Source organism: Rhodoferax sp. SPJ21 (assembly GCF_058216335.1).
Genome location: NZ_JBYZMO010000001.1, coordinates 470,677 through 495,333, shown reverse-complemented (window position 1 = coordinate 495,333; position 24,657 = coordinate 470,677). Strand labels below are relative to the sequence as shown.

At 62.3% G+C, this 24,657-nt stretch carries 20 protein-coding genes, 1 tRNA gene and 1 pseudogene; 11 read left to right on the top strand and 11 right to left on the bottom strand.

The window, feature by feature from the left end; all coding sequences use genetic code 11:
* Nucleotides 1–22: 22 nt before the first annotated feature.
* From AC4BBN_RS02165 to AC4BBN_RS02140, 6 genes are all read right to left on the bottom strand, one after another.
* Nucleotides 23–3,460 (bottom strand): DEAD/DEAH box helicase family protein, encoded by a 3,438-nt coding sequence (locus AC4BBN_RS02165; RefSeq protein WP_490590305.1) that lies wholly within the window; start codon nt 3,458–3,460, stop codon nt 23–25.
* Nucleotides 3,461–3,468: 8 nt separating this feature from the next.
* A complete protein-coding gene (locus tag AC4BBN_RS02160; RefSeq protein WP_490590304.1) occupies nt 3,469–4,542 on the bottom strand; it encodes a nucleotidyl transferase AbiEii/AbiGii toxin family protein in 1,074 nt (357 codons plus the stop codon).
* A complete protein-coding gene (locus AC4BBN_RS02155; RefSeq protein ID WP_490590303.1) occupies nt 4,542–5,210 on the bottom strand; it encodes a DUF6088 family protein in 669 nt (222 codons plus the stop codon). Before AC4BBN_RS02155 ends, AC4BBN_RS02160 begins: the two co-directional genes overlap by 1 nt.
* A gap of 147 nt (nt 5,211–5,357) precedes the next feature.
* Nucleotides 5,358–6,065 (bottom strand): hypothetical protein, encoded by a 708-nt coding sequence (locus AC4BBN_RS02150; RefSeq protein WP_490590302.1) that lies wholly within the window; start codon nt 6,063–6,065, stop codon nt 5,358–5,360.
* A 5-nt stretch (nt 6,066–6,070) separates the two neighbouring features.
* Nucleotides 6,071–7,225, bottom strand: a complete 1,155-nt coding sequence (locus AC4BBN_RS02145) for a restriction endonuclease subunit S (RefSeq protein ID WP_490590301.1) — start codon at nt 7,223–7,225, stop codon at nt 6,071–6,073.
* Between the two features lie 11 nt (nt 7,226–7,236).
* Complete coding sequence (locus AC4BBN_RS02140) at nt 7,237–8,787, bottom strand: class I SAM-dependent DNA methyltransferase (RefSeq protein ID WP_490590300.1); 1,551 nt, start codon at nt 8,785–8,787, stop codon at nt 7,237–7,239.
* 309 nt (nt 8,788–9,096) lie between these two features.
* Here AC4BBN_RS02140 and AC4BBN_RS02135 point away from each other — a divergent pair.
* The 4 genes and pseudogenes from AC4BBN_RS02135 to AC4BBN_RS02120 form a co-directional block, all read left to right on the top strand.
* A pseudogene (locus AC4BBN_RS02135) lies at nt 9,097–9,825 on the top strand (thiolase family protein); the annotation flags it as partial.
* 45 nt (nt 9,826–9,870) lie between these two features.
* Nucleotides 9,871–10,299, top strand: coding sequence for a hypothetical protein (locus AC4BBN_RS02130; protein ID WP_490591373.1), 429 nt, complete (start codon nt 9,871–9,873; stop codon nt 10,297–10,299).
* A gap of 16 nt (nt 10,300–10,315) precedes the next feature.
* Nucleotides 10,316–11,890 (top strand): acyl CoA:acetate/3-ketoacid CoA transferase, encoded by a 1,575-nt coding sequence (locus tag AC4BBN_RS02125; protein WP_490590299.1) that lies wholly within the window; start codon nt 10,316–10,318, stop codon nt 11,888–11,890.
* A gap of 269 nt (nt 11,891–12,159) precedes the next feature.
* The gene (locus tag AC4BBN_RS02120) at nt 12,160–12,498 is read left to right on the top strand and encodes a hypothetical protein (RefSeq protein WP_490590298.1); all 339 of its coding nucleotides are present in this window, start codon (nt 12,160–12,162) and stop codon (nt 12,496–12,498) included.
* 106 nt (nt 12,499–12,604) lie between these two features.
* Here AC4BBN_RS02120 and AC4BBN_RS02115 read toward each other — a convergent pair.
* A tRNA-Lys gene (locus AC4BBN_RS02115) sits at nt 12,605–12,680 on the bottom strand.
* 231 nt (nt 12,681–12,911) lie between these two features.
* Between AC4BBN_RS02115 and AC4BBN_RS02110 the strand changes: the two genes are divergently transcribed.
* Nucleotides 12,912–13,850, top strand: coding sequence for a PfkB family carbohydrate kinase (locus AC4BBN_RS02110; RefSeq protein WP_490590297.1), 939 nt, complete (start codon nt 12,912–12,914; stop codon nt 13,848–13,850).
* Nucleotides 13,851–13,853: 3 nt separating this feature from the next.
* On the opposite strand, the gene AC4BBN_RS02105 is transcribed toward AC4BBN_RS02110, so the two are convergent.
* Nucleotides 13,854–14,822, bottom strand: a complete 969-nt coding sequence (locus tag AC4BBN_RS02105) for a GMP reductase (protein WP_490590296.1) — start codon at nt 14,820–14,822, stop codon at nt 13,854–13,856.
* 193 nt (nt 14,823–15,015) lie between these two features.
* On the opposite strand from AC4BBN_RS02105, the gene nudB reads away from it, so the two are divergent.
* The 3 genes from nudB to clsB are packed head-to-tail and all read left to right on the top strand — an operon-like array spanning nt 15,016 to nt 17,424.
* The gene (gene nudB, locus AC4BBN_RS02100) at nt 15,016–15,480 is read left to right on the top strand and encodes a dihydroneopterin triphosphate diphosphatase (RefSeq protein ID WP_490590295.1); all 465 of its coding nucleotides are present in this window, start codon (nt 15,016–15,018) and stop codon (nt 15,478–15,480) included.
* Entirely contained in the window at nt 15,477–16,205 is a 729-nt protein-coding gene (locus AC4BBN_RS02095; protein WP_490590294.1) for an endonuclease/exonuclease/phosphatase family protein, read from the top strand. Before nudB ends, AC4BBN_RS02095 begins: the two co-directional genes overlap by 4 nt.
* Nucleotide 16,206: 1 nt before the next feature.
* Nucleotides 16,207–17,424, top strand: coding sequence for a cardiolipin synthase ClsB (gene clsB, locus AC4BBN_RS02090; protein ID WP_490590293.1), 1,218 nt, complete (start codon nt 16,207–16,209; stop codon nt 17,422–17,424).
* A gap of 20 nt (nt 17,425–17,444) precedes the next feature.
* On the opposite strand, the gene AC4BBN_RS02085 is transcribed toward clsB, so the two are convergent.
* Nucleotides 17,445–19,412 carry a methyl-accepting chemotaxis protein gene (locus tag AC4BBN_RS02085; RefSeq protein WP_490590292.1) on the bottom strand — a complete coding sequence of 656 codons (1,968 nt, stop codon included), beginning with the start codon at nt 19,410–19,412 and terminating at the stop codon, nt 17,445–17,447.
* 315 nt (nt 19,413–19,727) lie between these two features.
* Here AC4BBN_RS02085 and AC4BBN_RS02080 point away from each other — a divergent pair, with 315 nt between their 5' ends.
* A complete protein-coding gene (locus AC4BBN_RS02080; RefSeq protein WP_490590291.1) occupies nt 19,728–21,317 on the top strand; it encodes an alkaline phosphatase D family protein in 1,590 nt (529 codons plus the stop codon).
* Nucleotides 21,318–21,323: 6 nt separating this feature from the next.
* Here the strand turns inward: AC4BBN_RS02080 and AC4BBN_RS02075 are convergent, their stop codons facing one another.
* Both AC4BBN_RS02075 and AC4BBN_RS02070 read right to left on the bottom strand, forming a co-directional pair.
* Nucleotides 21,324–22,223: a DMT family transporter gene (locus AC4BBN_RS02075; RefSeq protein ID WP_490590290.1), complete on the bottom strand. Its 900-nt coding sequence runs from the start codon at nt 22,221–22,223 to the stop codon at nt 21,324–21,326.
* 50 nt (nt 22,224–22,273) lie between these two features.
* Nucleotides 22,274–22,936 (bottom strand): helix-turn-helix domain-containing protein, encoded by a 663-nt coding sequence (locus AC4BBN_RS02070; protein ID WP_490590289.1) that lies wholly within the window; start codon nt 22,934–22,936, stop codon nt 22,274–22,276.
* Nucleotides 22,937–23,099: 163 nt separating this feature from the next.
* On the opposite strand from AC4BBN_RS02070, the gene AC4BBN_RS02065 reads away from it, so the two are divergent.
* Nucleotides 23,100–23,870 carry a 3-hydroxybutyrate dehydrogenase gene (locus AC4BBN_RS02065; RefSeq protein ID WP_490590288.1) on the top strand — a complete coding sequence of 257 codons (771 nt, stop codon included), beginning with the start codon at nt 23,100–23,102 and terminating at the stop codon, nt 23,868–23,870.
* Between the two features lie 13 nt (nt 23,871–23,883).
* A complete protein-coding gene (locus AC4BBN_RS02060) occupies nt 23,884–24,627 on the top strand; it encodes an acetoacetate decarboxylase (RefSeq protein ID WP_490590287.1) in 744 nt (247 codons plus the stop codon).
* Nucleotides 24,628–24,657: the final 30 nt, after the last annotated feature.

Here is a 24,657-nt window from a genome sequence, read left to right as displayed (position 1 = left end):
GAGCCACTTTTTCATATGAAACTCAGGCTGCCAGCGCCGTAGCCTTGACGTGGTCCAGCACCCCAAACAGCTCGTCCACCTGGGCGGATGTGAACAGAGCGTCCGGCCCCTGGGGTGCGTAGCTGGTGAAGGGCGGCTCGTACAGCAAGCCGGGCTCCATCACCCCGCGCTCGGTCAGGTGGGTGACGACCAGGTTCACAAACTCCAGCTGGTTGGCGCTGAGTGTCTTGCCCGCTACAAAGCCGTTCAGCGCCTGCGTGGCGGCTTCGCGGTCTAGCCCCACCAGTGCGCGCACAAACAGTCCCAGCCCATGTGCTTCCTGCCCGGCGCGGGCCACGTCCTCAGCGGTGCCGGTGCCGCTGTCAACCAGCAAGCGCTCCAGCTCGGCCAGGTCGGTGGCGGTGAGCGGCTGGTTGCGGCGCAGCTTGTGCAGGGTGATGTGGTTCTCATGCGCACGCAAGAAGGCGCGCACCTTGAGGCGAAAGCGCTCAAAGTCACCCGCGCTGCCGCCCAACGGCAAAGCCACTTCGGTCGCCTCGCCCACGACGTCTTCAAAGTCGGTGTACACCACCTTGCGCTGCGTTTTTGCCAGCAGTTTGATGAGCCCGCGCAAATGCCTGCGCACCTGCTCCAGCATGGGCAAGGTCACGTCCTGCCACCACTCTTCGCCCGCCACGGCCTCAATCAGCACCATGTGCTTTTTCACGTCGGGGATGCTGCCCAGCTCGCTCAGGCTATCGGCCAGCGTACGCACCTGATCGCGCAAGCGCGCAAAGCCTATGTCGCCATGGGCGCTAGCCAACTGGGTGCGCAGCATCAGCAGGTCAAAGCGCTTGGCTTCTTCGTCGTCGTCGCGCACGCTGCTGGGCAGGCCAGACACATGCTGGGCCAAGTCTGTCAGCTGATCGCCCGTCACCGTGTGCCAGGCAGTGGCTTGGCTCCATTGCTCTACCCAGCGGCGCTGTGGGCGCACCACAAAGTTGTCGAGTCGCATACCCGCCACCACGGCGTGCAAATGGCTGGCGATGTCTGCGCGCAGGGTGACGGCAGTCAGGCCATAGCCCGGCACAGGTTCTGCCGCAATCCAACCGTCTGCCCCTTGCGCTAGCTGTGCATCCAGCACAGCCAGCAGCTCCAGCCGTGCCTTGAAAGTGCGCTGGCTCAGGGGTTCTGCCACAACGCCCTTGCTGCCTTCCAGGTTCTGGCTGAAGAACTCCAGGTTTTGGCAGAAGTCGAGGATCAAAAACTCTTTCTTGTCCTGCTCCGGCCCGAACAAGTCTTTGCACAAGCGGGTGCCGCGCCCCAGCATCTGCCAAAACTTGGCCTTGGAGCGCACGATCTTGAAGAACACCAGGTTCACCACCTCGGGCACGTCAATGCCGGTATCCAGCATGTCCACTGAAATGGCAATGTGTGGCGCTTTCTCTTTGACGCTGAAGTCGTCGATCAGGCTCTGCGCGTACTCGGTCTGGTAAGTGATGACACGGGCAAATTGCCCCGCGTAGTGCGGGTAGTTGGCGTTGAATCGCTCGGCAATGAAGTTGGCGTGCGCATTGTTTTTGGCAAAGACGATGGTCTTGCCCAGCTGGTCGCCGCCCGCTACATAGTGGCCTTTACGCATCAGCGTTTCCAGCACTTTGTCCACCGTGTCGGTGTTGAAAAGCCATTTGTTCACCGCCTCGGCGCCTACCTCATCTGGCGCTTGGCCGTCTTCATCCCAGTCCAGTTCGTCCCACTGCTCGCGCTCGGCATCGCTCAGTTCGGCGTATTTGATGCCCTCGCGCTGAAACTTCAGCGGCACCGACACCGCGCGTGGCGGCACCAGGTAGCCTTCGTCAATCGCGTCTTCCAGGCCGTAGGCATCGGTGGGTACGCCGTCTTCCAGGCCAAAAAGGCCATAGGTGTTGCGGTCTATCTCGTCCTTGGGCGTGGCCGTCAGGCCCACCAGTAGCGCGTCAAAGTAGGCAAATATGGCTTTGTACTTTTGGTAGATCGAGCGGTGCGCCTCGTCCACGATGATCAGGTCAAAGTGGCCCACGCCAAAGCGGCGTAAGCCTTCGTCAGTCTCGTTGATCAGCCCCATCATCGTAGGGTAGGTGCTCACATAAACGCGTGCCTCGGTGGCTTTGTCTTTCACCAGGTTCACCGCAGCCGCGTCGGGCAAATGCGCCTTGAAGGCATTGGCCGCCTGGTTCACCAGCGCCACGCGGTCGGCCAGAAACAAGATGCGCTTGGCCCAGTTGGCCCGCTGCAGCAGGTCTACCAGCGCAATCACGGTGCGGGTCTTGCCTGCACCTGTCGCCATCACCACCAGGGCCTTGCGCTGGCGGTCGCGCTCAAAGGTTTCGCCAATGCGGCGAATGGCGCGCAACTGGTAGTGCCGCTCCACGATAGCGGGGTTGATGGTGACGGCAGCCAGCGGCTTGCTGGAGGTGCGGCGCTGCACCAGCAGCTGTAGTTCGTCCTTTTTGTGGAAGCCCTGCACCGGGCGCGGCGGGTACGTGCTGTCGTCCCAGAACCAATGCTCGTAGCCATTGGTGGTGTAGATCAGCGGGCGCTGGCCGAACTGGGTGTGCAGGCAATCCGCATACAGCTTGGCCTGCTGCTGGCCCACGCGCGCATCGCGCCGGGTGCGCTTGGCTTCCACCACCGCCAACGGCTTGCCGTCGTCGCCCCACAGCACGTAGTCCACGTAGCCCACGCCCTGGTTGTTGGGCATGCCTTGCACTTCGTATTCACGGTCGCGGGCTTGGTCCAGCTTCCAGCCTGCTTCCTTGAGCAGCAGGTCGACATGGAGGTCGCGCGTCTCGGCTTCGTTGTAGTCGTGGGTGTCGGGCGTGGCTGTGTTGGCGGCTTTGGCGGCGGCTACGTCGGCACGTAGCTGGGCCAGCTCGGCGTCCAGTGCGGCCGTCTTTTGATTGGCAGCGGCCAGTGCAGCATCACGCGCCGCCAGCTCATTGGCCAGCTGCTTCAGGGCGGCCTGGGTGGCTTGAGCCGCCGTGGCATCTGCTGGGCGGGGCAGCTGGTCGGCACGGAACTGCAGCGCCGGGTCGGGCCGCACAGCCACGTTGCGCCCGTAGTTGCGCGCCAGCCAAAACGCCACCTGGAACAGCTCGCGCAGCACGGCGGTGGCGTCTTGCGCGGTGATAGGCCGCGCGCTGTGCACGGCGTTGTTGCCCTGTTTGCGCACCACGTCCATCTTGGCGTGCAGCGCGGGGCCTACCAGCAGCTTGAAACTGGGCTCGAACAGGTAGGCGGACAGGTCGGGCTTGTAGGGCATTTGCAGCCGGCCAGAGCGTCCCCCCTCGGCCTGGAACAGCCACACCACCGCCAGCTCCAGCGTGCGCCGGGCGTAGAAGCAGGCCGTGCGCGGGTCGCTCAAAGCGGCCTGCTCCGCCTTGGTGGCCTCGGCATACAGCGCGGGCCATTCGGCTTGCAGGAATGAAAAATTGGACGCCATCGAACTCCCTACTGTTTGTTGCCTTTTGCCTGCTCCGCGTCTGATTGCGCGTTCAAAGCAGCTTCTGCCTCTGCCAGACGCTGCATCAGTGTTGCAAACGGTGGCGGTTCGGTCAAAAACATGGGCAGCATCGTCGCATAGTCTTCGCTGATTGCATCCCAACGGTACGCGGGCGGCACCAGTTTGAGTGTGCCGGGCACGGCACTGTCGTAATTGGCCCACGAGGAAGCAAAGTAGCGGCTCTTGTGCAGCGCTACGTCAGCCAATAAATCCAATCGGGCCAGTCCAGCCGTGCGGGCATGGTCTTGCTGCCACAGCGCACAAAAGTCTGAGTAATGCCGCGCAAAGCGGTCACGTACCGGCAAATGTTCTGGCCGGTGGTATTGTGCATGCAAGATGGTCGCTTTCTCCCAAAACGTGCGGGCTACGTCCAAAACCACTACCGGAGCAACAAGGTCGGAAAAAGCTCCCGCCGGTAATACGCCAGAAAGCATGGTGCGCGCCACGGCCTGCACACTGGGCTGCTGATTAGTGAGCGAACCAAACTCCAGCTTTACCCGCTTGGCAATGTAAGCACTGGTTTGTGGGGTGACGCTGGGGTAAGTAAACCACAGGTTTGGCGTACCCGCATTGCTATCTATCTCATAGCCAAGCCAGCTTGCTCCACCTGGGCTGGCGCCCAATACGGATGCAATTTCTGCCTCCAGCACGGGCTGTAGGCGCTGCACATAAGCCTCGCTGGCTTGTGCCAGCGCTTCCATGCGCTTGCGGCGCTGGCTGGCAGATGGCGCGTCGTTGAAGTAGCCCTCTTCAAAGCCCAGCGCAGCGGGCAAGATAGCCAAGTCAATGTCTTCAGAAAAGCGCTGCACAGCGCCAAACACCATAGACAGCGACGTACCGCCTTTGAACTGCACCTGCCCTGTCAGTGCTGGCATAGCAAACAGGCGCCCCAGCAGCCAGCCCACCCAAAAGTCTTTCTCCACAATCAGCGGAGCCAAGCGCAGGCGCGCCGCAGCTTCGGTGAGGATCAAACGGCGCTCCTGCACGCTCTGCAGGGCAAAACTGGGGGTAGCTGTGGGCATCAGTTTTTCTCCGCAATGTGGCGCAGGAACGGGTGCATCCACACCGGTGCGAGTGGCAAATCTTTCAGCAACTGCGCGCGTTGCTTGGGCGGCAGCATCTGCTGCAGGTGCGCGACCCGCTCCAGCGTAACGTGGGCTTTGCCCAGACCGCGCAGCGCGGCAAACACCAAGTTGCTAGATTCGGCAGCGGCGGTTACGCGCCGGGGTGAGCGGTGCCTGAACTCAATCTCTTGCCCGCCCACGCGCAGCGTGCGGCTGGGGCCATTGGTCTCAAACACCGGCTTGGCTACCACCTGCTCGCTCAAGCCCAGTAGGTTGGTGGCCTCCACATCCAGCGGCTGCACCACTACGCCATCGCGCCGGGCTACCGCTTGCACCAGTGCGTCGGTTGAGGGGCTTAGCTCGCCCAGCAGCGGGTGACTGCGCGGCACGTCATATAGGCCACGCGCCACGCGACGCAATGTGTTGGCGCGCACCATGCGCGACAGCGCCATGCCTACCGCGTGAGGCGTGCCCAGGTCTAAAAAGTCTGCCGGGGTGAATACCCGCGCGGGCTCTTTTTTCGCCCAGCGTGCAACCCGCTGCGCCACCTGCCGCGCCAGGGTGGCTGCAGGCGCGGACGCACTTGCAGGCTTTTGGGTAGGTTTTGAGGCTGGCTGGGGGCTCATGGCCTTATTGTGGGTATTTTTTGTTAAAAGTACAAGTAGGTATTTTTAACAAAATTGCTTTCTATTTGTCTGAAAAATGAATCATTTCTCGGAAAAACACCAGCTCTATTGCCACGAAAAAATGCAGTTTTTGTGGCAAAACCAGAACTATCCCCCAGTACGCCCCATGTCCGGCCACCAGTAGTGCGTCCGCCCAAACGGATGCACTTCTGCAGCCCGCCCAGCCTCGTGCAAATCGAGCGTCCATTGGCCGTTGAGCCCGCGCAGTGCGGCTAGGCAACCCATCAGGGCGTCGAAGCCGTGGTCCGCGTCCTCGGCAAGTGCCTCGTCGGGCAGACCAAGCCCTAACTCCTGCAATAGCCAGCGCCAGCCCTCGGTGCGCTGGCCGGGCTTGGCGTGCTTGGCCCACGGGTGCAGTTCTTGGCGCAGGGCGTAGTAGCAAACCTTGGGGTGCGCCTCGGTGACCGTGCCGCCGTGGTCTTGCCGCTGACTGAGCCAATGCAACAGCAAGCTGCCGCCAATGCTCATGGAGCCAAATAGCGAGTTGGGGCTGGCCACACTGTTATTCACGGCGGGGTAGCGCTGGCGCAGCCACAGGTCAGCCTGCCGCCAACCCGAGGGCCCGCCACTCCACGCAGTGAGAGTGTCAATGCCCGTAGCCACTAGCGCACCCGAGCCTATGCGGGCCTCTGCGCATGCAATGACGGCCTGCACGTCGGGCAATGCCTTGAGCGCCACGATGTGCGACGCCACCCAAAGCCCCTGCTGTTGCTGAACCTGCAAAACTGCCAATCCGTGCCGGCCATTGCCGCCAGGGTCATAGCCCAGAACGAAGTGGCGGTCGGCAGGCGGCATAGGGACTACAACTCCCCCGCAAACGCCCGCTGCTGTAGCGAGGCGAACAGGGCGTCTAGCTGGGCCAGGGCGGTGCGGTGGGTTACTTTGAGGGCTTCGATGGATTGGATGCGGGTGGCGAAGGTTTGTTGGAGGGCTAGTGGGGGAACTGGAACCTGAACCGCTTTGATTTTCGACAGCGTCAAACGACGAATCGCCGCACCAGCCATTTCACCTATCAACTTCTCCTTCACCTCTTGACTGTTTAACCAGTGACAAAGGTAGTGCGAGGTCATGAAATTCTTCTTTGGCCTGAGCAATGCCAAACTGGACAGCATGCTGAATGGAAAGTCGTATTCATTTATTGCGGCAAGACCAGTTGTGGCGCCATCCTTGATGTAAAGGACATCTCCAACCTTTGGATCACATCTTGCGTAAATGGCTTGATGGTCTTCCTCCGCGACATACCAAGGATCTGCATAGAAATCTAAACCATGCACTTTTAGGTGCTTCGCGGTGATGTAAGGCACACCTTGAGGCTGAATCTTTGGCGAGTGGTGGGTCCCATCACTAATTTTTTCGCACACCTGCTCCATCAATACGAAAGGCTTACCGGCGTTCTCAATAAGTGGATGACCAAACAAATCGAGAAAGAGGGACTGGGTGAGGGTGTCGAGGTGGGCTAGGGCTTGGCGGCGTTGGGTTCGGAGGGTTTCGGCCTGATCCAGGATGGCGGCGATGCGGCGTTGCTCTTCCAGCGGTGGGAGCGGAATAGAAATTCCTGCAACAAATGCAGGGCGCGCACGCAGCAGTGAACCGCCAACACCGGAAACGGTTTGCATAAATTGCTGGTGGAACGGATTCCCAACAAGAACATGGCGCAAATACTCAGGCCACACGCGCTCGCTCCTAAACACAATCCATTCGCCAGATCCGATAAGCCGACGGCCCCTGTCTGATCCGACGACCCAAGCACGTCGAATGTGCGGAACGATCTTTGAAAGCAGCACGTCATTTGGTTGGACAACTTGCTTCGTTGACCCAATATCAGCGCCTATGGCGACTTCAGGCTTGCCAGCGTCAAATGCCGGAATGCTGTAGAGGTCGAACTCTTCGTCCGGAAAGCTCAATGGATTAACGCTGCCACCGCGCGAAACCATTAGTTCGCCAACGGAAACCATGGGAACGCCGCTCACTTCAACATCCCCTCCAACACCTTCATCCCCGCCGCAATCTCCTCCTCCAGCTTGGCCAGCTCCGCCAATATCTCGGATGGCGCGCGGTGCTGCACTTGCGCATGCACCACTTCCTTGTAGCGGTTGATGCTCAGGTCGTAGCCGTTCGCGGCGATCTCGTGTTGGGGGACAAAGAAGCTTTGGGCGGTGCGGGGGCGGTCGGCTTGGGGCGCGTTGCGGTTGTGCCAGCGTGTCAGCAGGTCGGGCAGGTTGTTTTTGGTGTGCTCCTCATTTGATAGCTGCTTGCGCAGGTGCTGATTGCGCTGCAGGCCTAATTTTTCTTCAGGCAGCAGGGGCTGGCGTTTGTCGTCCAGGCTGTAGCCGTCGGCCAGGCAGTCGTAGAACCACACCTTGTCGGTGCCGCCGCTGTTGGTTTTGGTGAAGAACAGTATGGCGGTGCTGACGCCCGCGTAGGGCTTGAACACGCCGCCGGGCAGGCTAACGATGCCGTCGAGCTTTTGCTCTTCCACCAGCATGCGGCGCAGCTCTTTGTGGGCTTTGCTGCTGCCGAAGAGCACGCCGTCAGGCACGATCACCGCCGCCCGGCCACCGGGCTTGAGCAGGCGCAGGAACAGGGCCAGGAAGAGCAGCTCGGTCTTTTTGGTCTTCACCGTCTGCAGCAGGTCTTTGGCCACGTTCTCGTAGTCCAGGCTGCCGGCGAAGGGTGGGTTGGCCAGCACCAGGCTGTAGCGGCCTTCCTCTGCGCCGTGCTCCTGACCCAGCGAGTCGCGGTAGGTGATGGCGGGGTTGTCCACGCCGTGCAGCATCATGTTCATGCTGCCGATGCGCAGCATGGTGTTGTCAAAGTCGTAGCCATGGAACATGCCATGGTTGAAGTGCTGGTTCAGCTTGGCGTCGTGGAACAGCGCGGGGTGCACCTCGCGCAGGTATTCGCCCGCTGCCACCAAAAAGCCGCAGGTGCCGCTGGCGGGGTCGCAAATGGTGTCGGTGGGCGTGGGCGCGGTCATTTCCACCATCAGCTGGATGATGTGGCGTGGGGTGCGGAACTGGCCGTTTTGCCCGGCGCTGGCGATCTTGCCCAGCATGTATTCGTACAGGTCGCCCTTGGTGTCGCGGTTGTCCATGGGCACGGCGTCCAGCAGGTCCACCACCTTGGCCAAGAGGGCGGGCGTGGGGATGGTGAAGCGCGCGTCCTTCATGTGGTGGGCATACGTCGAATCGTCGCTGCCCAGCGTGCGCAGGAAGGGGAAGACGTGTTCGCCCAGGATGGTGAACATCTCGCTGGGGGCCTCGTTCTTGAAGCGGCTCCAGCGCAGGGTGTCAAACGCGCGGCCGCGTGGGTCGCTGCCCTCGGGGAAGATGCGGCGCTCTATGGGTTTCTTGAGGCGGGTGGCCTTGTTTTCTTCCAGGGTGTGCAGGTCGTCGAGGCGGCGCAGGAAGAGCAGGTAGGTGATTTGCTCGATGACTTCGATGGGGTTGGCGATGCCGCCGGACCAGAAGGCGTTCCAGATCTGGTCGATTTTGCTTTTGAGGTCGCCGGTGAGCATGGGTCTATTCAGGGTAGGTAAATGGCCGGGTGAGCATAGCCCATATGCTTGCTATATTTTTGAGAGCTGCTTGCGCACGGTTTACCTGCGCCAGAGGCCTGTTTTCTATAAATTCGGATCTGCACCCACGCCACGACTGCCTCATACCAGCCCGTGCTTGCGCGCACGGTGGGCGAGCTTGGCGCGTATCTGCTGACCTGGGCCTGTGGATCAGCCCGGTTGAGCCAGTGTTTTCCCTAGGTGTTCTGGTGGTCAATTTGGTTATGATAAATAACTAAATCGACCTGTTCTCAAAACCAGAAAACCTCCATGCAAGCCTATATTCCCTACGGAATTTACTGGTCCTCCCCGTTTGCCAAATGGCAAGGTGCGCTGGCCAACCTGAATGCCTTGCCCCTAGCGGCCCACACCGGCAAGCAGGCGCTGGCCGCACGCGGCTACGACATGGCGCAGATCGACCTGGCCATTTTGGGCCTGACCAATCCGCAAAAAGGCAGTTTCTACGGCCTGCCCTGGGTCACGGGCCTGATGGGTATAGACCGCGTGGCCGGTCCCACCATCCAGCAAGCCTGCGCCACCAGCGTTCGGGCTCTGCAGATGGCCGCGCAAGAGGTGGTCTGCGGCACCGCGACCAGCGCGTTGCTGGTGATGGCCGACCGCCAGTCCAACGGCCCGGTGGTCTACTACCCCGACTCCAGCGGCACCGGTGGCTATGGCATCAGCGAACACTGGGTGCCCGACAACATGGGCCATGACCCCTACGCCAAGAACCCCATGCTGCAGACTGGTGAAAACGTGGCTGCACGCTACGGCATCAGCACCGCCGAGCAGCACGATCTGAAGCTGCACCGCTACACGCAGTACCAGCAGGCGCTGGTCGATGACCGTGCTTTTCAGAAGCGCTACATGGCGGATGTGCCGCTGAGCGACTCCAAATTCCGCAAGCAGACCGGCGTACTCAGCACTGACGAAGGCATCTTCCCCACCACCGCCGAAGGCCTGGCCAAACTCAAGCCGGTGAAAGAGGGCGGCACCGTGACCTACGGCGGCCAGACCCACCCGGCCGATGGCAATGCCGGCGCCATTGTTACCACCCGCGACCTGGCCCGTGCGGCATCTGTCAACCCGCATATCGAGATCGAAATCCTGGGCTTTGGCATGGCCCGTGTGGAGCCCGGCTATATGCCCATGGCGCCATCGCCTGCGGCATTCAACGCTTTGAAGCATGCGGGCCTGTCCATCAAGGACATTGACGCCATCAAGACCCACAACCCATTTGCAGTCAACGACATTGCCCTGGCGCGTGACACCGGTTTTGCCTGGGAAAAGATGAACAACTATGGCAGCTCGATCATCTGGGGCCACCCGCAAGCGCCTACGGGCCTGCGCGCCATCATCGAGTTGATCGAAGAGTTGGTGCTGCGTGGCGGCGGCACCGGCATGTTCACCGGCTGTGCCGCCGGCGACAGCGGCTACGCCACCATCCTGCGAGTCACCGACAGCAGCCAATAAAGTACAGAAATACACCATGCAAATCATTACTGCTGCGCAAGCCGGCGCCCTCATCCAAGACGACGCCACCATCTTTCTGGGCGGCCTGGCCGTCACCAGCCTTCCCGAAGAAGTGCTCAAGGGCGTGGAGCAGACTTTTCTGGACACCGGCCACCCGCGCAACGTCACCACCTGGGCCTGCGGCGCGATTGGCAACAGCAAGGACGCGGGCATGGTCCACTTTGCGCACCCCGGCATGATCAAGCGCACCGTGGCCGGCCACTTTGGGCAGACCGGGCCTCAGATGATGAAGATGGTGTTCGAAGGCCAGGTCGAGGCCTACAACTTTCCGCAGGGCAGCCTGTCGCACCTGACGCGCCACATCGCCAGCCGCAGCCCTGGCCTGCTGACCAAGGTCGGTCTGGGCACCTTTGTGGACCCGCGCATCGAAGGCGGCAAGCTCAACAGCAAGTCCACCGAAGACCTGGTCAAGCTGGTCGAATTCAACGGCGAAGAATGGCTGTTCTACCCCACGCCGAAGATCGACGTGGCCATCATCCGCGGCACCGTGGCCGATGAAAACGGCAACATCACGCTGGACAAGGAAGGCATGCTGCTGGAGCAGATCAACATCGCCCATGCGGCCAAGGCCTGCGGCGGCATCGTCATCGTGCAGGTCGAGCGCATCGTCAAGTCCGGCACGCTGCATCCCAAGGCTGTGAAGATCCCCGGCGTGTCGGTGGACTACGTGGTGCTCAGCAAGCCCGAGAATCACATGCAGACCATTGGCACGCAGTTCAACCCCGCATTCAGCGGCGATGTGCGGGTGCCCGTCAATTCGCTGGAACCGATGGCGCTGGACGAGCGCAAGGTCATCGCCCGCCGCACGGCGATGGAGCTGACCCCTGGCGCCATTACCAACCTCGGTATCGGCATCCCCGCCGGCGTGCCATCGGTGGCGGCGGAAGAGGGTGTGTCCGACCAATTAACCCTTAGCATCGAGAGTGGCATCACCGGCGGTATCCCGGCGCAGCTGGGCGACTTTGGCGTGGCCTATAACGCCGACGCCATCATCGAACAGTCGCTGCAGTTTGACTTCTATGACGGCGGCGGCCTGGATGCCAGCTTCCTGGGCCTGGCCCAGGCCGACAACTGGGGCAATGTGAACGTCAGCAAGTTCAACGGCCGTCCGGTCGGCTGCGGCGGCTTCGTCAACATCACCCGCTCGACCAAGAAGCTGGTGTTCTGCGGCACCTTCACCGCCGGTGGCCTGGAGGTCAAAGTGGCCGACGGCCAACTCACCATCGTCAAAGAAGGCAAGTCGCGCAAGTTCATCGAGAAGGTCGAACAGATCACCTTCAACGGCCACGATGCGGCGCTGCGAAAACAGGAAGTGTTGTTTGTTACCGAGCGTGCCGTGTTCGAGTTGACCACTGACGGCCTAGAGTTGACCGAAATTGCCCCCGGCATCGACCTGGAGCGCGACGTGCTGGCGCACATGGGCTTCAAGCCCATCATGAAGAAGGTCAAGACCATGGACCCGGGGCTGTTCAGCGCCGTGTGGGGCGGCTTGGCCCAAGCCATGGCGCAGAAGGCTGCGCACGCCGAATAGCTTGCGTGTAGCGGTCCAGAGACCTGCTTGTAGTGCTATAAAAATGAAAGCCTTCAGTGCATATTCCACCTGCGCTAGAGGCTTTTTTATTTTTTTTCAATACGACTTGGTTGGGTGGGCCTGTGTGCCGTTGCGGAAAGGCGGCCGGCTTGTTTCAGGGCTCAAAGGGTCCGTGTTGGCGGATGCTCAGGTTCTATGAATTTGCCAAATAGTTCGCACTGTTTTCCCAGCCCTCGGGCGCATGATGGACCTGTTCCATAGGAGCCATCATGAAATATGGAGAGCAAGCCGTTCGGGATGTCGAGGACTTTTGGTCACGCTTTCGCAGCCTGCCTGAGGTCAAAAGAACTGAAGAGATCGGGAAGCTGCAGGCGCTGCGAAACCGCTTGGCGAGTGCGAGTGCCGGCCCTGGTCAGCCAGTGTGCGACAACTATGTGGTGGAGAAGATCATTGACCTGATCGAAGTGTGTCGTCGGCTTGCGCGCTTGCGTCAGCAGCCCTGTTTCAGCCAATGCGAAGAGGTGGCAATCGGGATAGGGGATGTGCAGTTGATTCGCACTTCGATGGCGCAGCTGGGACTGGCGGATGAACAGCGTCAGGAGAAATAGGACGCGCTGCTTATAGGTTGCCTGCCAATTTCTCCGGGGATCGGAAAAAAGAAAAGCCTGCTATCGGTTAAATAGCAGGCTTTGCAGTGCCTATAAGGCTTAAAAGTGGTGGGTCCTGACAGATTCGAACTGTCGACCTACGGATTAAGAGTCCGCTGCTCTACCAACTGAGCTAAGAACCCACTTTAAAACCGGTGCCTAGAAGCAATTAATATTCGCTTGCGGCAAGCCCTCTATTATGCACAGTATTTCTGGCTTTTTAAAGCCCCTTGATATTTTTTTGACCTATTTGCACAGGCCCACGATGCAAGTACCAGCGAGTGCCGAGGTTTCCGCAGTCTCTTGCGACACAATGCCCGCAAAGTGCTTGGCCGCACGGCGTGCCAACAGCCGGTGAATCAACGAGGGATGTTATGGGTGAGTTGCAGAAAGGCGGCTCCGCTGCGGCGGGGCCATATATCAGTACCGTGGGGCATGCGGCCCTTGACCATTGTTTTGACATCGACCAGTTTCCTACGCAACCCACCAAGACGCCCGCACAGTCCTACCGCCTGGTGTCGGGTGGCATGGCTGCGAATGCCTCGATTGCCGCAGCGCGTCTGGGCGCTCGGGTACGCCTATTTGGCGCCGTGGGAGATGACGATGCGGGGCGTTTTTTGGCCCAACGTGTGCACAGCCTGGGGGTGGATTGCTCCGGCTTGCAACGGGTACCGAATGCCACCTCGTCCATCTCGGCGGTGGTGATTGACGCGCACGGCGAGCGGCAGATCTTCAATTGCCGTGGCGATGCCTTGCGCCTAGCCGCGCCTTTGGATGTGGCCCAGCTGCAGGGCTCCGATATGGTGGCGGTAGACCCCCGCTGGATGCCGGGTGCCCTGGTGGCGCTGCAGTGGGCCAAAGCACACGGGGTACTCAGCATGCTGGACGGCGACTTGTCGCCGCAGGAGGACTTGCGCGTCCTGAGCGCCTTGGCCGATTGGTCCGTGTTCTCCGAGTCGGGCCTGGTGGCGTTTGCGCCCGATATGCCGCTGGCTGCCGCCTTGCAGCAGGCGCTGGATGCGGGTACGCAGGTGGCGGTGGTGACCCTGGGGCCGCGCGGTGTGCGTTGGATGCGGGCGGGCGATGGCACGCTGCACAGCTTGGATGCGTTTGCCGTGAAGGCGGTGGACACCAACGGTGCCGGCGATGTATTCCATGCCGCCCTGGCCGTGGCTTTGGCGCAAGGGCAGGGCGACCGCCAGGCCCTGCGCTTCGCGGCGGCGGCAGCGGCATTGAAGGTACAGCGTACCGGCGGTGTGGCCAACGGGCCAGACCGCGCGGCGCTAGATGCCTTTTTGGCCGCGCAATCGTAGCATTTACATGATCAGGCCGTTATCTCCGCCCAGCACCACGTAGTTCACCTTGCGGATATCCATCAGCTTGTGGCCGCCGGAATAGCTGATGGAGCTTTGGATGTCCTGCTGCATCTCCACCAGCGTGTTGGCCAGCGGGCCCTTGATGGGTTCCAGGATGCGCTTGCCTTCCACGTGTTTGTACTCGCCCTTGTTGTGGTCGCTGGCCGAGCCGTAGTACTCTTTGAAAAGCTTGCCGTCCACCTCCACCGTCTGGCCGGGAGACTCTTCATGGCCGGCCAGCATCGAGCCCACCATGACCATGCTGGCGCCAAAGCGGATGGATTTGGCGATGTCGCCATGCTCACGTATGCCGCCGTCCGCAATGATGGGTTTGGTGGCCACGCGGGCACACCACTTCAGGGCCGACAGCTGCCAGCCACCGGTGCCAAAACCGGTCTTCAGCCGGGTGATGCAGACCTTACCCGGGCCTATGCCTACCTTGGTGGCGTCAGCGCCCCAGCTTTCCAGGTCGATCACGGCTTCGGGTGTGCCCACGTTGCCGGCGATGATGAAGGACGCGGGCAGCTTTTGCTTCAGGTAGGCAATCATCTTTTGCACCGTATCGGCATGGCCGTGGGCGATGTCGATGGTGATGTATTCGGGCACCAGGCCGGCTTCGGCCAGCTGGTCCACCGTCGCGTAGTCGGGGGCTTTAACGCCCAGCGAAATCGAGGCGAACGCGCCGCGCGCATGCATGTCCCGCACAAACTGCACGTTGTCCAGGTCGAAGCGGTGCATCACGTAGAAGTAGCCGTGCTGGGCCAGCCAGACACACAGTGGGGCGTTCACCACGGTTTTCATATTCGCCGGCACCACCGGGATGCGGAAGCTGCGCCCGCCCAGCGTGACGCTGGTGTCGCACTCGGCGCGGCTTTCCACCCGGCATTGGCGGGGCAGCAGAAGGATGTTGTCGTAGTCGAAGATTTCCATGGGGTTCCAGCTTTCTTGAGGTGAGAAGGTGGAGCGCTTGGACTGGAGCCGGCTGCAGGGGCTGCGTTGCACAGCCCACAAAAAACCGGGCGGCAATAGCTTGGGCCCGGTGCTTGATTCTAGGCTCCCGGTGGTTTGACACTATGTGTGTTGGCGCATGACCTTTATGGCAGTAGCTGATTAACATGCCACCATGGCTGTTGCTTTCAAAATCCCCGAATCCGTGCTGGTGGTGATCCATACGCCAGCCCTGGACGTGCTGTTGATACGCCGTGCGGATGCGGACGAACACTGGCAGTCTGTCACCGGCAGCAAAGATCACTGGGACGAGGACTTTGCCCTCACGGCCGCGCGGGAAGTAGCCGAGGAAACCGGCATACGCTGCGGCGCCGGGAGTCTGCTGGCGGCGGGTTTGCGCGACTGGCAGCTGGAAAACGTCTACCCCATCTACCCCCAATGGCGGCACCGTTATGCGCCCGGCGTGCTGCTGAACCGCGAGCGACTCTTCAGCCTGCAGGTGCCAGCGGGTACCGCAGTGCAGCTCCACGCGCGGGAGCACACGGCCTATCAATGGTTGCCGTACCATGCAGCAGCGCAAGCCTGTTATTCACCTTCTAACGCAGAGGCCATCCTGATGTTGCCCCGATTCATGCCATGACCGTCTTACGCGTTGCAACCTACAACATCCATAAGGGCGTGCAGGGGCTGGGGCCGGCACGTCGGCTGGAGATCCACAACCTGGGCCATGCGGTGGAGCAGCTGGACGCCGACATCGTCTGTTTGCAGGAGGTGCGCAAGCTCAACCGCAGCGAGCAGGACTACTTCACCCGCTGGCCCGACATGCCGCAGGCCGACTTTCTGGCCCCCGAGGGCTATGAGGCCGTCTACCAGACCAATGCCTTCACCCGCCACGGCGAGCACGGCAACGCGCTGCTGTCGCGCTGGCCCGTGGTCTGGCACAAGCATGAGGACATATCCGACCACCGCTTCGAGCAACGTGGCCTATTGCACGTGCATGTGGTGGTGGAAGACGTACCAGTGCATGTGATCGTGGTGCACCTGGGGCTGATTCCGGCCAGCCGGGCGCGCCAGGTGCAGCAGCTGGCGGCCTATATCGCCCGCGAGATTCCTCCGGATGTGCGGTTGGTGGTGGCCGGCGACTTCAACGACTGGGGTAACCAGATGCGCATGGCGCTGAACCGCATCCAGATGCACTGCTTCGACAAGTCGGGCGTGCGCACCTATCCCTCGCGCCTGCCCCTGGCGCAGCTGGACTATGTGTATGCGCGCGGCATGCAGCCGCTGGGCCTGGAAGTGCCGCGCGGGCGGATTTGGTGGCGCATGTCCGACCACTTGCCCCTGCTGGCCGAATTCAGGATGTGACATGCCACGCCAAGCAGCCCATTTGCGCGGCGGTCACCAGCTGGCATTGTTGGAGGGTAGTAGGGAATTCTTCCCCGCCTTGGTCAGCGCTATGGATGCTGCCCGCCACACAGTACAGCTAGAGACCTATATTTTCGACTTCACCGGTGCGGGTGCTCAGGTGGGGGAGGCCCTGGTGCGTGCAGCTCAGCGCGGCGTGCGCACCCAGGTGGTGGTGGACGGTCTGGGTACGGACGAGCCGTCTGCTGAATGGCGCATGCGGCTGGAGCTGGCCGGCGTGCGCTGGCGGGTGTTTTCTCCGGTCAAGCTCTGGGGCCTGCTGTTGCCCACGCGCTGGCGGCGCCTGCACCGCAAGCTGTGCGTGGTGGACGGCACGCTGGCTTTTTGCGGCGGCATCAACATCCTGGACGACTTCCACGACCCCAGCTACGGCGTGCTGGATGCGCCGCGTTTCGACTTTGCCGTGCAGGTAACGGGCCCGCTGGTGGCGCAGATTGCCGCCACCATGGACGTGCTGTGGCAGCGCCTGCAGGCCGTGCGCGATTTGCGCCAGCATGACTTGCACGACGCGGTCAACATCTTGCTGTCGCCCAAATCGTGGCCCGTTCCTGTTGCTACTGATTTCGTAGCTACTAGCGCAGGTAGTACCACCGCTGCACTCGTTTTGCGCGATAACCTGCGCAGCCGCATGCGCATCGAGGCTGCCTATCTGCGCGCCATCGCCGGTGCGCAGCACGAGATCATCATTGCCAACGCCTACTTTGTGCCCGGTTTCCGGTTGCGCAAGGCCCTGGTAGCGGCGGCCCAGCGCGGCGTGCGCGTGCGTCTGCTGCTGCAAGGGCGCTATGAATACTTTATGCAGTACTACGCAGCCCGGCCGGTGTACGGCGTGCTGCTGGGGGCGGGGGTCGAGATATTCGAGTACGCGCCCAGCTTTTTGCATGCCAAGGTGGCAGTCATCGACGGCCACTGGGCCACCGTGGGTTCGTCCAACCTGGACCCGCTGAGTTTGCTGTTGGCCCGCGAGGCCAATGTGGTGGTCTCAGACAGCAGCTTCGCGGCTACCCTGCACGGGCGGCTGCACCGCGCGATGGAGGAAGAGGGCCGGCCCATGGATCCAGCCCAGTACGCCAGCCGGCCTTTACGCCAGCGCGCCATGGAATATGTGGCCATGCTGGTGATGCGCTTGATGCTGCGCGTCAGCGGCAAGCGCTACTAACGCTACCGATCCGGTTCGGATCAGCCGTGCGTCAGCCGTGGCAGGCTGGCGCCCGCGCCGGCTAGCTTGAACACTGCCACGGCCTGGGCCAGGCGCTCGGCCTGGTCGCGCAGGCTTTCGGCTGCGGCGGCGGATTGTTCGACCAATGCGGCGTTTTGCTGCGTCATCTGGTCCAGCTGGCTGACGGCGGTATTCACCTCGGCAATGCCGCCCGACTGCTCCGAGGACGCAGAGGTGATTTCGCCAATGATGTCGCTGACACGTTGCACCGAGCGCACGATTTCGTCCATGGTGCTGCCCGCGTCCTGCACCAGCTGAGCGCCGGATTCGATCTTCGTGACGGACGCGCCTATCAGTTGCTTGATCTCCTTGGCCGCGTCGGCGCTGCGCCCAGCCAGGTTGCGCACCTCGCTGGCCACCACGGCAAAGCCACGGCCTTGCTCCCCGGCGCGGGCGGCTTCCACGGCGGCGTTCAGCGCCAGGATGTTGGTCTGGAAGGCAATGCCGTCGATCACTCCGATGATGTCGGCAATTTTCTTGGAGCCTTGGTTGATGTCGTGCATGGTGGCCACCACCTCGCCCACCACCGAGCCACCGCGTGCGGCCACGGCGGCAGCGGACGCGGCCAGTTTATTGGCCTGCTGCGCGGCATCGGCTGACTGCCGAACGGTGGAGGTCAACTCTTCCATGCTGGAGGCGGTGGTCTGCAGGCTGCTGGCAGCCTGTTCGGTGCGGCTGCTCAGGTCCTGGTTGCCGGTGGCAATCTCGCTGCTGGCGTTGTTGATGCTGTCCACCGAAGAGCGCACCTGCGACAAGGCCTGCAGATAGCGTTGGCGCATGCCCTCGACTTCATTGACCAGGGCGCCGATTTCGTCCTTGCGCTTTGTCACGAAGGTTTGCGTCAGGTCGCCATGGGCTACGGTTGTGACGGCACGGGTAAGCTCCTCCAGCGGCTGGCTGACGTTGCGGCGCACCAGCAGATACAGGCCCGCGCCTAGCAGCAGCGTGGTGGCGGCCAGCAGGCCCCAGATCACGCCCATATTGCGCCAGTATTCGGCCATGGATTCCTTTTCGGACACCTCGGCCACCAGCCAGCCCTTGCCGGACTGCGTCTTGCGCATCAAGGCCCAGCGGTTGTCCTTCTGCTCACCCAACAGCGGGGAGGCATTGCGCACATAGCCGTCGGGCGCGGTAGACAGCTCTTGCAGGAACTTCTCGGCCTGCGGATAGGCCTCCAGCACCTTCTTGCCTTTGGCGGTGGGGTGGGCGATGAACACCGCGTCTGCCAGGGCGTTCTTGGCATCTATGTAGTAAATGCCTCCGGTGGCGAAGAAGTGGGAAGCAGCCACCTGCTTTTCCAACGCGGTCTGCTGCAGCGAAATGTCGCTGCCGACAAACAGAATGCCCGTGATGGCGCCGGCCGCATTTTTGACAGGCTCGTAGTGCGTCATATAGGGCTTGCCGAACAGCACGGCCGGGCCGGTGTAGCCCTGGCCGGCCGTGACCAGCTTGTAGGCCGGGTGGTTGCGGTCTAGCAGGGTGCCCATGGCGCGTGTGCCGTCCTGCTTCTTCAGCGAGGTGGTAACGCGCAGGAAGTCTTCGCCCTTCTTGGCAAACACCGTGGCGACGCCCCCGTGGTCCTTGCTGAACTGGTCCACCAGCGTAAAGTCGTTGTTCAGCACGGTGCCTGCATTGCTCAGATCGCCCGTGGTTTCATCCAGCACAAGTGCCGGGTCGAACTTCTGGCGGAAGCTGTCGAAGTCGCTCTGCACCGTGCTGCGGTTGATCTGGTCATAGGCATCGGCCACAGCGGCTACGCTTTGCACCTTCTCCTCCACCGACTTGACCATCAGCGCCTGGGTGCTGTTGTGCTCGAGCCAACCAATGGTGATGCTGACGGCCAGCAGCACGATGGCAAGCCCGGCCAGGGACACAAGCGCCAGCTTGCGCGCGACCGATTGATGGGGGGAGGCTGCTGCAAAGGTCATAGACGCGCTTTCAAATATGGGGTTACACCCTGGGTCTCAGGTTTCTATCGGCTACTTGGCGACAAATAGCTGCCACATTCTGTCGCACGCTCACCTGTTTGTGTGAAGTTTTGTGTCTGTCATCCTCTACTTTGATACTCTTTTTGCTATGCATTCAGTAGCTGCTAACGCTTGTCGAATATAGGCAGTGGCGAGAATGGGCCTGAAACGTTGGCGCGGCGGCTTGGTTATGCCGGGGTCATACGCTTGACATTTGGGTTTTCAAGAATGTGGGCTTGTACTGCTTGTATCGATTACCCACGATTGGAGAGTTGCATGGATCGCCGCCTGTTTTTGAACGCCACCACCGCAGTCGCCGGTGCCACTGCCTTGCCGCTGCGTAGCTGGGCCCAGTCCGCCCCCGCCGTCATCACCCGCGATGCCATGCGCCCGCAGATGGCCCAGGGCATCCAAAGCGGCGACCCCAAGGCCGACGGCGCCATCGTCTGGACCCGCAGCGACCGCCCGGCCCGCCTGTGGGTGGACTGGTCCACCACCGCCAGCTTTGCCAACAGCACCCGCGTGCGCGGCCCGTATCTGATGGAAGACAGCGACTTCACCGGCCGCCTGGACTTGGCGGGCCTGCCTGCCGGCCAGGAAATTTTCTACCGCGTGATCCTGCAAGACCTGCACAACGAACGCGTGATGTCCGAGCCCATGGCCGGCCACCTGCGCCTGCCGGCAGCGGCCGGTAGCCGCGCTGTGCGCGACGTGCGCTTCACCTGGAGCGGCGACACCGCCGGCCAGGGCTGGGGCATCAACGAGGCCTGGGGCGGTATGTCCATCTACGACCAGATGCGCAAGGTGAACCCCGACTTCTTCTTGCACAGCGGCGACACCATTTACGCCGACGGCCCCATCAGCGCCCAGGTCAAGCTGCCCGACGGCAGCATCTGGAACAACATCGTGACCGAAGAGGTCAGCAAAGTGGCCGAGACCTTGAACGAATACCGTGGCCGCCACCGCTACAACCTGATGGATGCCAACATCCGCCGCATGGCTGCGGACGTGCCGCAGATCTGGCAGTGGGACGACCACGAGGTCACCAACAACTGGTCGGACTCCAAAGACGTCAGCGCCGACCCGCGCTATTCTGAGAAGAACGTGCCCCTGCTGATGGCGCGCGGTGCCAAGGCCTTCCTGGAATACGCGCCGCTGCGCCGCACCGCCGATGTGGAAAGCCAGCGCGTCTACCGCCACCTGCCCCAGGGCCCGCTGCTGGACATGTTTGTGGTGGACATGCGCAGCTACCGTGGCCCCAACAGTGCCAATCTGCAAACCAGTGAAACCCCGGAAAGCGCCTTCATGGGCCGACCCCAGGTGGACTGGCTGTTGGACGGCCTGAAGCGCAGCAAGGCCACCTGGAAGGTGATCGCCGCCGACATGCCCATCGGCCTGCAGGTGCCAGACGGCAAGGACGCCGAAGGCCGCGACAAATGGGAAGCCATTGCCAACGGCGACAACGGTATGCCGCGTGGCCGGGAGATCGAGATCGCCCGCCTGCTGCGCGAGATCAAGCGCGCCGGCATCCACAACGTGGTGTGGCTGACCGCCGATGTGCACTACACCGCCGCGCATTACTTCGACCCGGCCAAGGCCCAGTTCAACGACTTTGCGCCGTTCTGGGAATTCGTCTCCGGCCCGCTGAACTCGGGCAGTTTTGGTCCGAACAAGGTGGATGACACCTTCGGCATGCAAGTGGTCTACCAAAAGGCCCCGCCCGAGCAGAACACCGCGCCCTCGGCTGGTTACCAGTTCTTCGGCCAGGTGGACATCGATGCCAAGACCAAGGCCATGACGGTGACGCTGAAGGACCTGACTGGCGCCTCGCTGTACGCCAAGACGCTGGCACCGCAGCGCGCCTGAGCATGATCAGGCCTTGCGCCGCACCTCGGCCAGCACCACCACGGCCAGCCCTGCCAGCACCAGGCCCAGGCCGATGAATGCGCCGGTGCTGGCCGCCTCGTGCAGCACCAGCAGGGCCAGGTAGAACGCCACCAGCGGCTCGGCCAGCGCCAGGGTGACGGCGGTGGCGCTGCTGATCCAGCGCAGCGCGTGGCTGAACAGCAGGTAGGCCATGCCAGTGGCTACCACCCCCAGATAGCCCACCACGGCCCAGTCGCGCGGGCCGAGTGTCACACTGCCCGAGATGGCCCAGGCCACGGGCACTGCTAGCGCAGCGGCTGTGCCGAACGCAGCCAGCGTCGCCATGGTGGGTGAGGTCGCGTGCACCAGGCGCTGGTTCAGCAAGGCGTAGGCGGCGTAGCTCAGGCCTGCCAACAGGCACAGGGCGATGCCGTGCAGGCTGGCCGCCGTGCCACCGGTGGACGCGCCAGACAGCACCATCAGGCTGCCGCCGCCCACCGCCAGCAGCGTGCCCATCCACCAGCTCCAGGCCGGCAACTGGCGTGTCAGCAGCCATTGCAGCAGGCCAGCCCACAGCGGGCCGCTGCCCAGGGCGATGGCCGTGCCTATGGCCACGCCCGTGGCCTTGACGCCAGCAAAGAAGGCCAGGTTGTAGCCGGCGACGCTGGCACCGGCCAGCAGCACGCTCCAGCCGGGCAGGGCGCGCAAGCCCTGGCGCAACTGCGCGCGGGACAGCGTAGCCAGGGTGACTGCGCTGAAAAATGCCGCTGCCACCACCAGCCGCAAAGCGCCTATCCAGTAGGCCGAGAGATGCGTGGGGACCAGGCTTTGGGTGGTGCCGGTGGTACCCCACAAGACGGCGGCGCCCAGGACCATCAGCGTGCCGGAGAGAGATTTGTTTTGCATACCCCCATGCTGGGGCAGTGCCGATGCGTGACTGTCGAGAAACTCTTGTTCTATCGCTGGCGCAGCTGTTTGGCGCCCACCCGGTAGTCTCTCCGCAGCGCGTAGGCCAGGGCGCTGGCCGTGCGGTAGCCTAGCTGCAGCGCCGCCGTTTCCAGCGGCATGCCGGCCTGTATCCACTGCATGGCCTGGCGCAGGCGGCGTGCGCGTAAATAGGTCTGGGGTGTGGTGCCGGTCAGCTCCAGCAGGCGGGCGTGGAAGCGCTGCGGGCTCAGAAAGAACAGGGCCGCCATGCGCGCCGTGGTCCAGTCCGCGTGCAGGGCCGCGTCCAGCGCCTGGTCCAGCTCCTGCAGGCGCAGACTGCGGCGCTGCAGCACCTTGGGGGCTTGCAGAATGGCGCTGAGTTGGTCGGCCACTGCGTCCAGACCGCCATGGCAGCGGGCAGGCACGGCAAAGCGCCGCATGCGCTCCAGGCCGGTGTGGGCCGGTACGTCGGCCACCCACATGCGGGCGTTGGCGCTGGCCAGAAAACCGTGCGCCACCCCGGCCGGAATCACCACGCCGCAAGCCGTGTCGGCAAAGCTGGCTTGGCCGCCAATCTCCAGTTCCATGCGGCCTTGCACGGCAAACATGACCTGGGCGTAGTCGTGCGCGTGCGCCATGTGTTCACCGCTGTAACTGCGGATGTCGCAACGGGCGTAGGCGGGGGCTGGCATGGGGCGCAAGTCTACAGTTCTTGGTGAGCGCAGGAGTTCGCAAAACTTTGCAGATGCCATTGCCTGTTGACCTACATACGCGGGCAAGCTTAGTGGTATACCCTTGCGGTAACGCCGCTTAAGGCACCTGTTTTCTTTCACCTCACCTTGATTGGATCTACCTATGCTGAACGGAAAAACTGCTCTCGTCACCGGCTCTACCAGCGGTATTGGTTTGGGCATTGCCCTGGAGTTGGCCAAGCAAGGCGCCAACATCATCCTGAATGGTTTTGGCGACCATGCAGGCCCCAAGGCCGAGGTGGAGGCGCTGGGCGTCAAGGTAGGCTATAGCGGTGCCGATATGAGCAAGCCGGCCGAGATCGCCACCATGATCGACTACGCGAACGCCGAGTTCGGTGGCGTAGATATTCTGGTCAACAACGCCGGCATCCAGTACGTGGCGCCGATCGAAGAATTCCCCATTGAAAAGTGGGACTCCATCATCGCCATCAACCTCAGCGCTGCCTTCCACGCCACGCGCCTGGTGATACCCGGCATGCGTGCCAAGAACTGGGGCCGTGTGATTAGTGTTGCATCCGCCCACGGCTTGGTCGGCTCGGCCCAGAAAGTGGCCTATGTGGCGGCCAAGCACGGCATTGTGGGCATGACTAAGGTGGTGGCGCTGGAAACTGCGCAGACCGGCATCACGGTGAACGCCATCTGCCCCGGCTGGGTGCTCACCCCACTGGTGCAAAAGCAGATCGACGACCGCTCGGCCAAGGAAGGCATCACCGTGGCACAGGCCACCAAGGAACTGCTGGGCGAGAAGGAGCCTTCGCTGCAGTTCACCACCCCCGAGCAACTAGGCGGCCTGGCCGTGTTCTTCTGCTCCCCCGCAGCCGACAACGTGCGCGGCGTAGCCTGGGCCAACGACGGCGGCTGGACGGCGCAGTAAGCACGGGCCCGCCATGGACATCGCCCAAGTGCGGGCAACGGCATTCGCCATGCCGTTGACCAATCCTTCCTTTCCTCGGCCGCCCTACCGCTTCTACAACCGCGAATACATCGTCATCAGCTACCGCACCGACCCGGATGCCCTGCGCGCCGTGGTGCCGGAGCCTCTGCAGTTGGCCGACAACATCGTCAAGTACGAGTTCATCCGCATGCCGGATTCGACCGGCTTTGGCGACTACACCGAGTCGGGCCAGGTGATTCCGGTGACCTACGAGGGCAATCCCGGCGGCTACGTGCATTCCATGTACCTGGACGACGACGCGCCCATCGCCGGCGGCCGCGAGCTATGGGGTTTCCCTAAGAAGCTGGCCTGTCCCAAGATCAGCCACGAGGGCGAGGTGATCGTTGGCACGCTGGACTGCGGCAGCCTGCGCTGCGCGGTCGGCACCATGGGCTACAAGCACAAGGTGACCGACAGCGCGGCGGTGCACAAAGCCCTGGTCGAGCCCAGCTACTTGCTGAAGATCATCCCGCATGTGGACGGCACGCCGCGCATTCTGGAGCTGGTGCGCTACCGGCTGGAGGACGTGCAGGTCAAAGGCGCCTGGACCGGCCCGGCTGCGCTGGAGCTGTTCCAGCATGTGACGGTGGACGTGGCCCGGCTGCCGGTGCTGGAGGTGGTTTCGGCCTCGCACTTCATCGCCGACTTGACCCTGGGCATGGGTGAGGTTGTCTACGATTATCTAGAAGCGAAATAGGCCGCTGGCGCAGGTAATACCTGCGTCAGT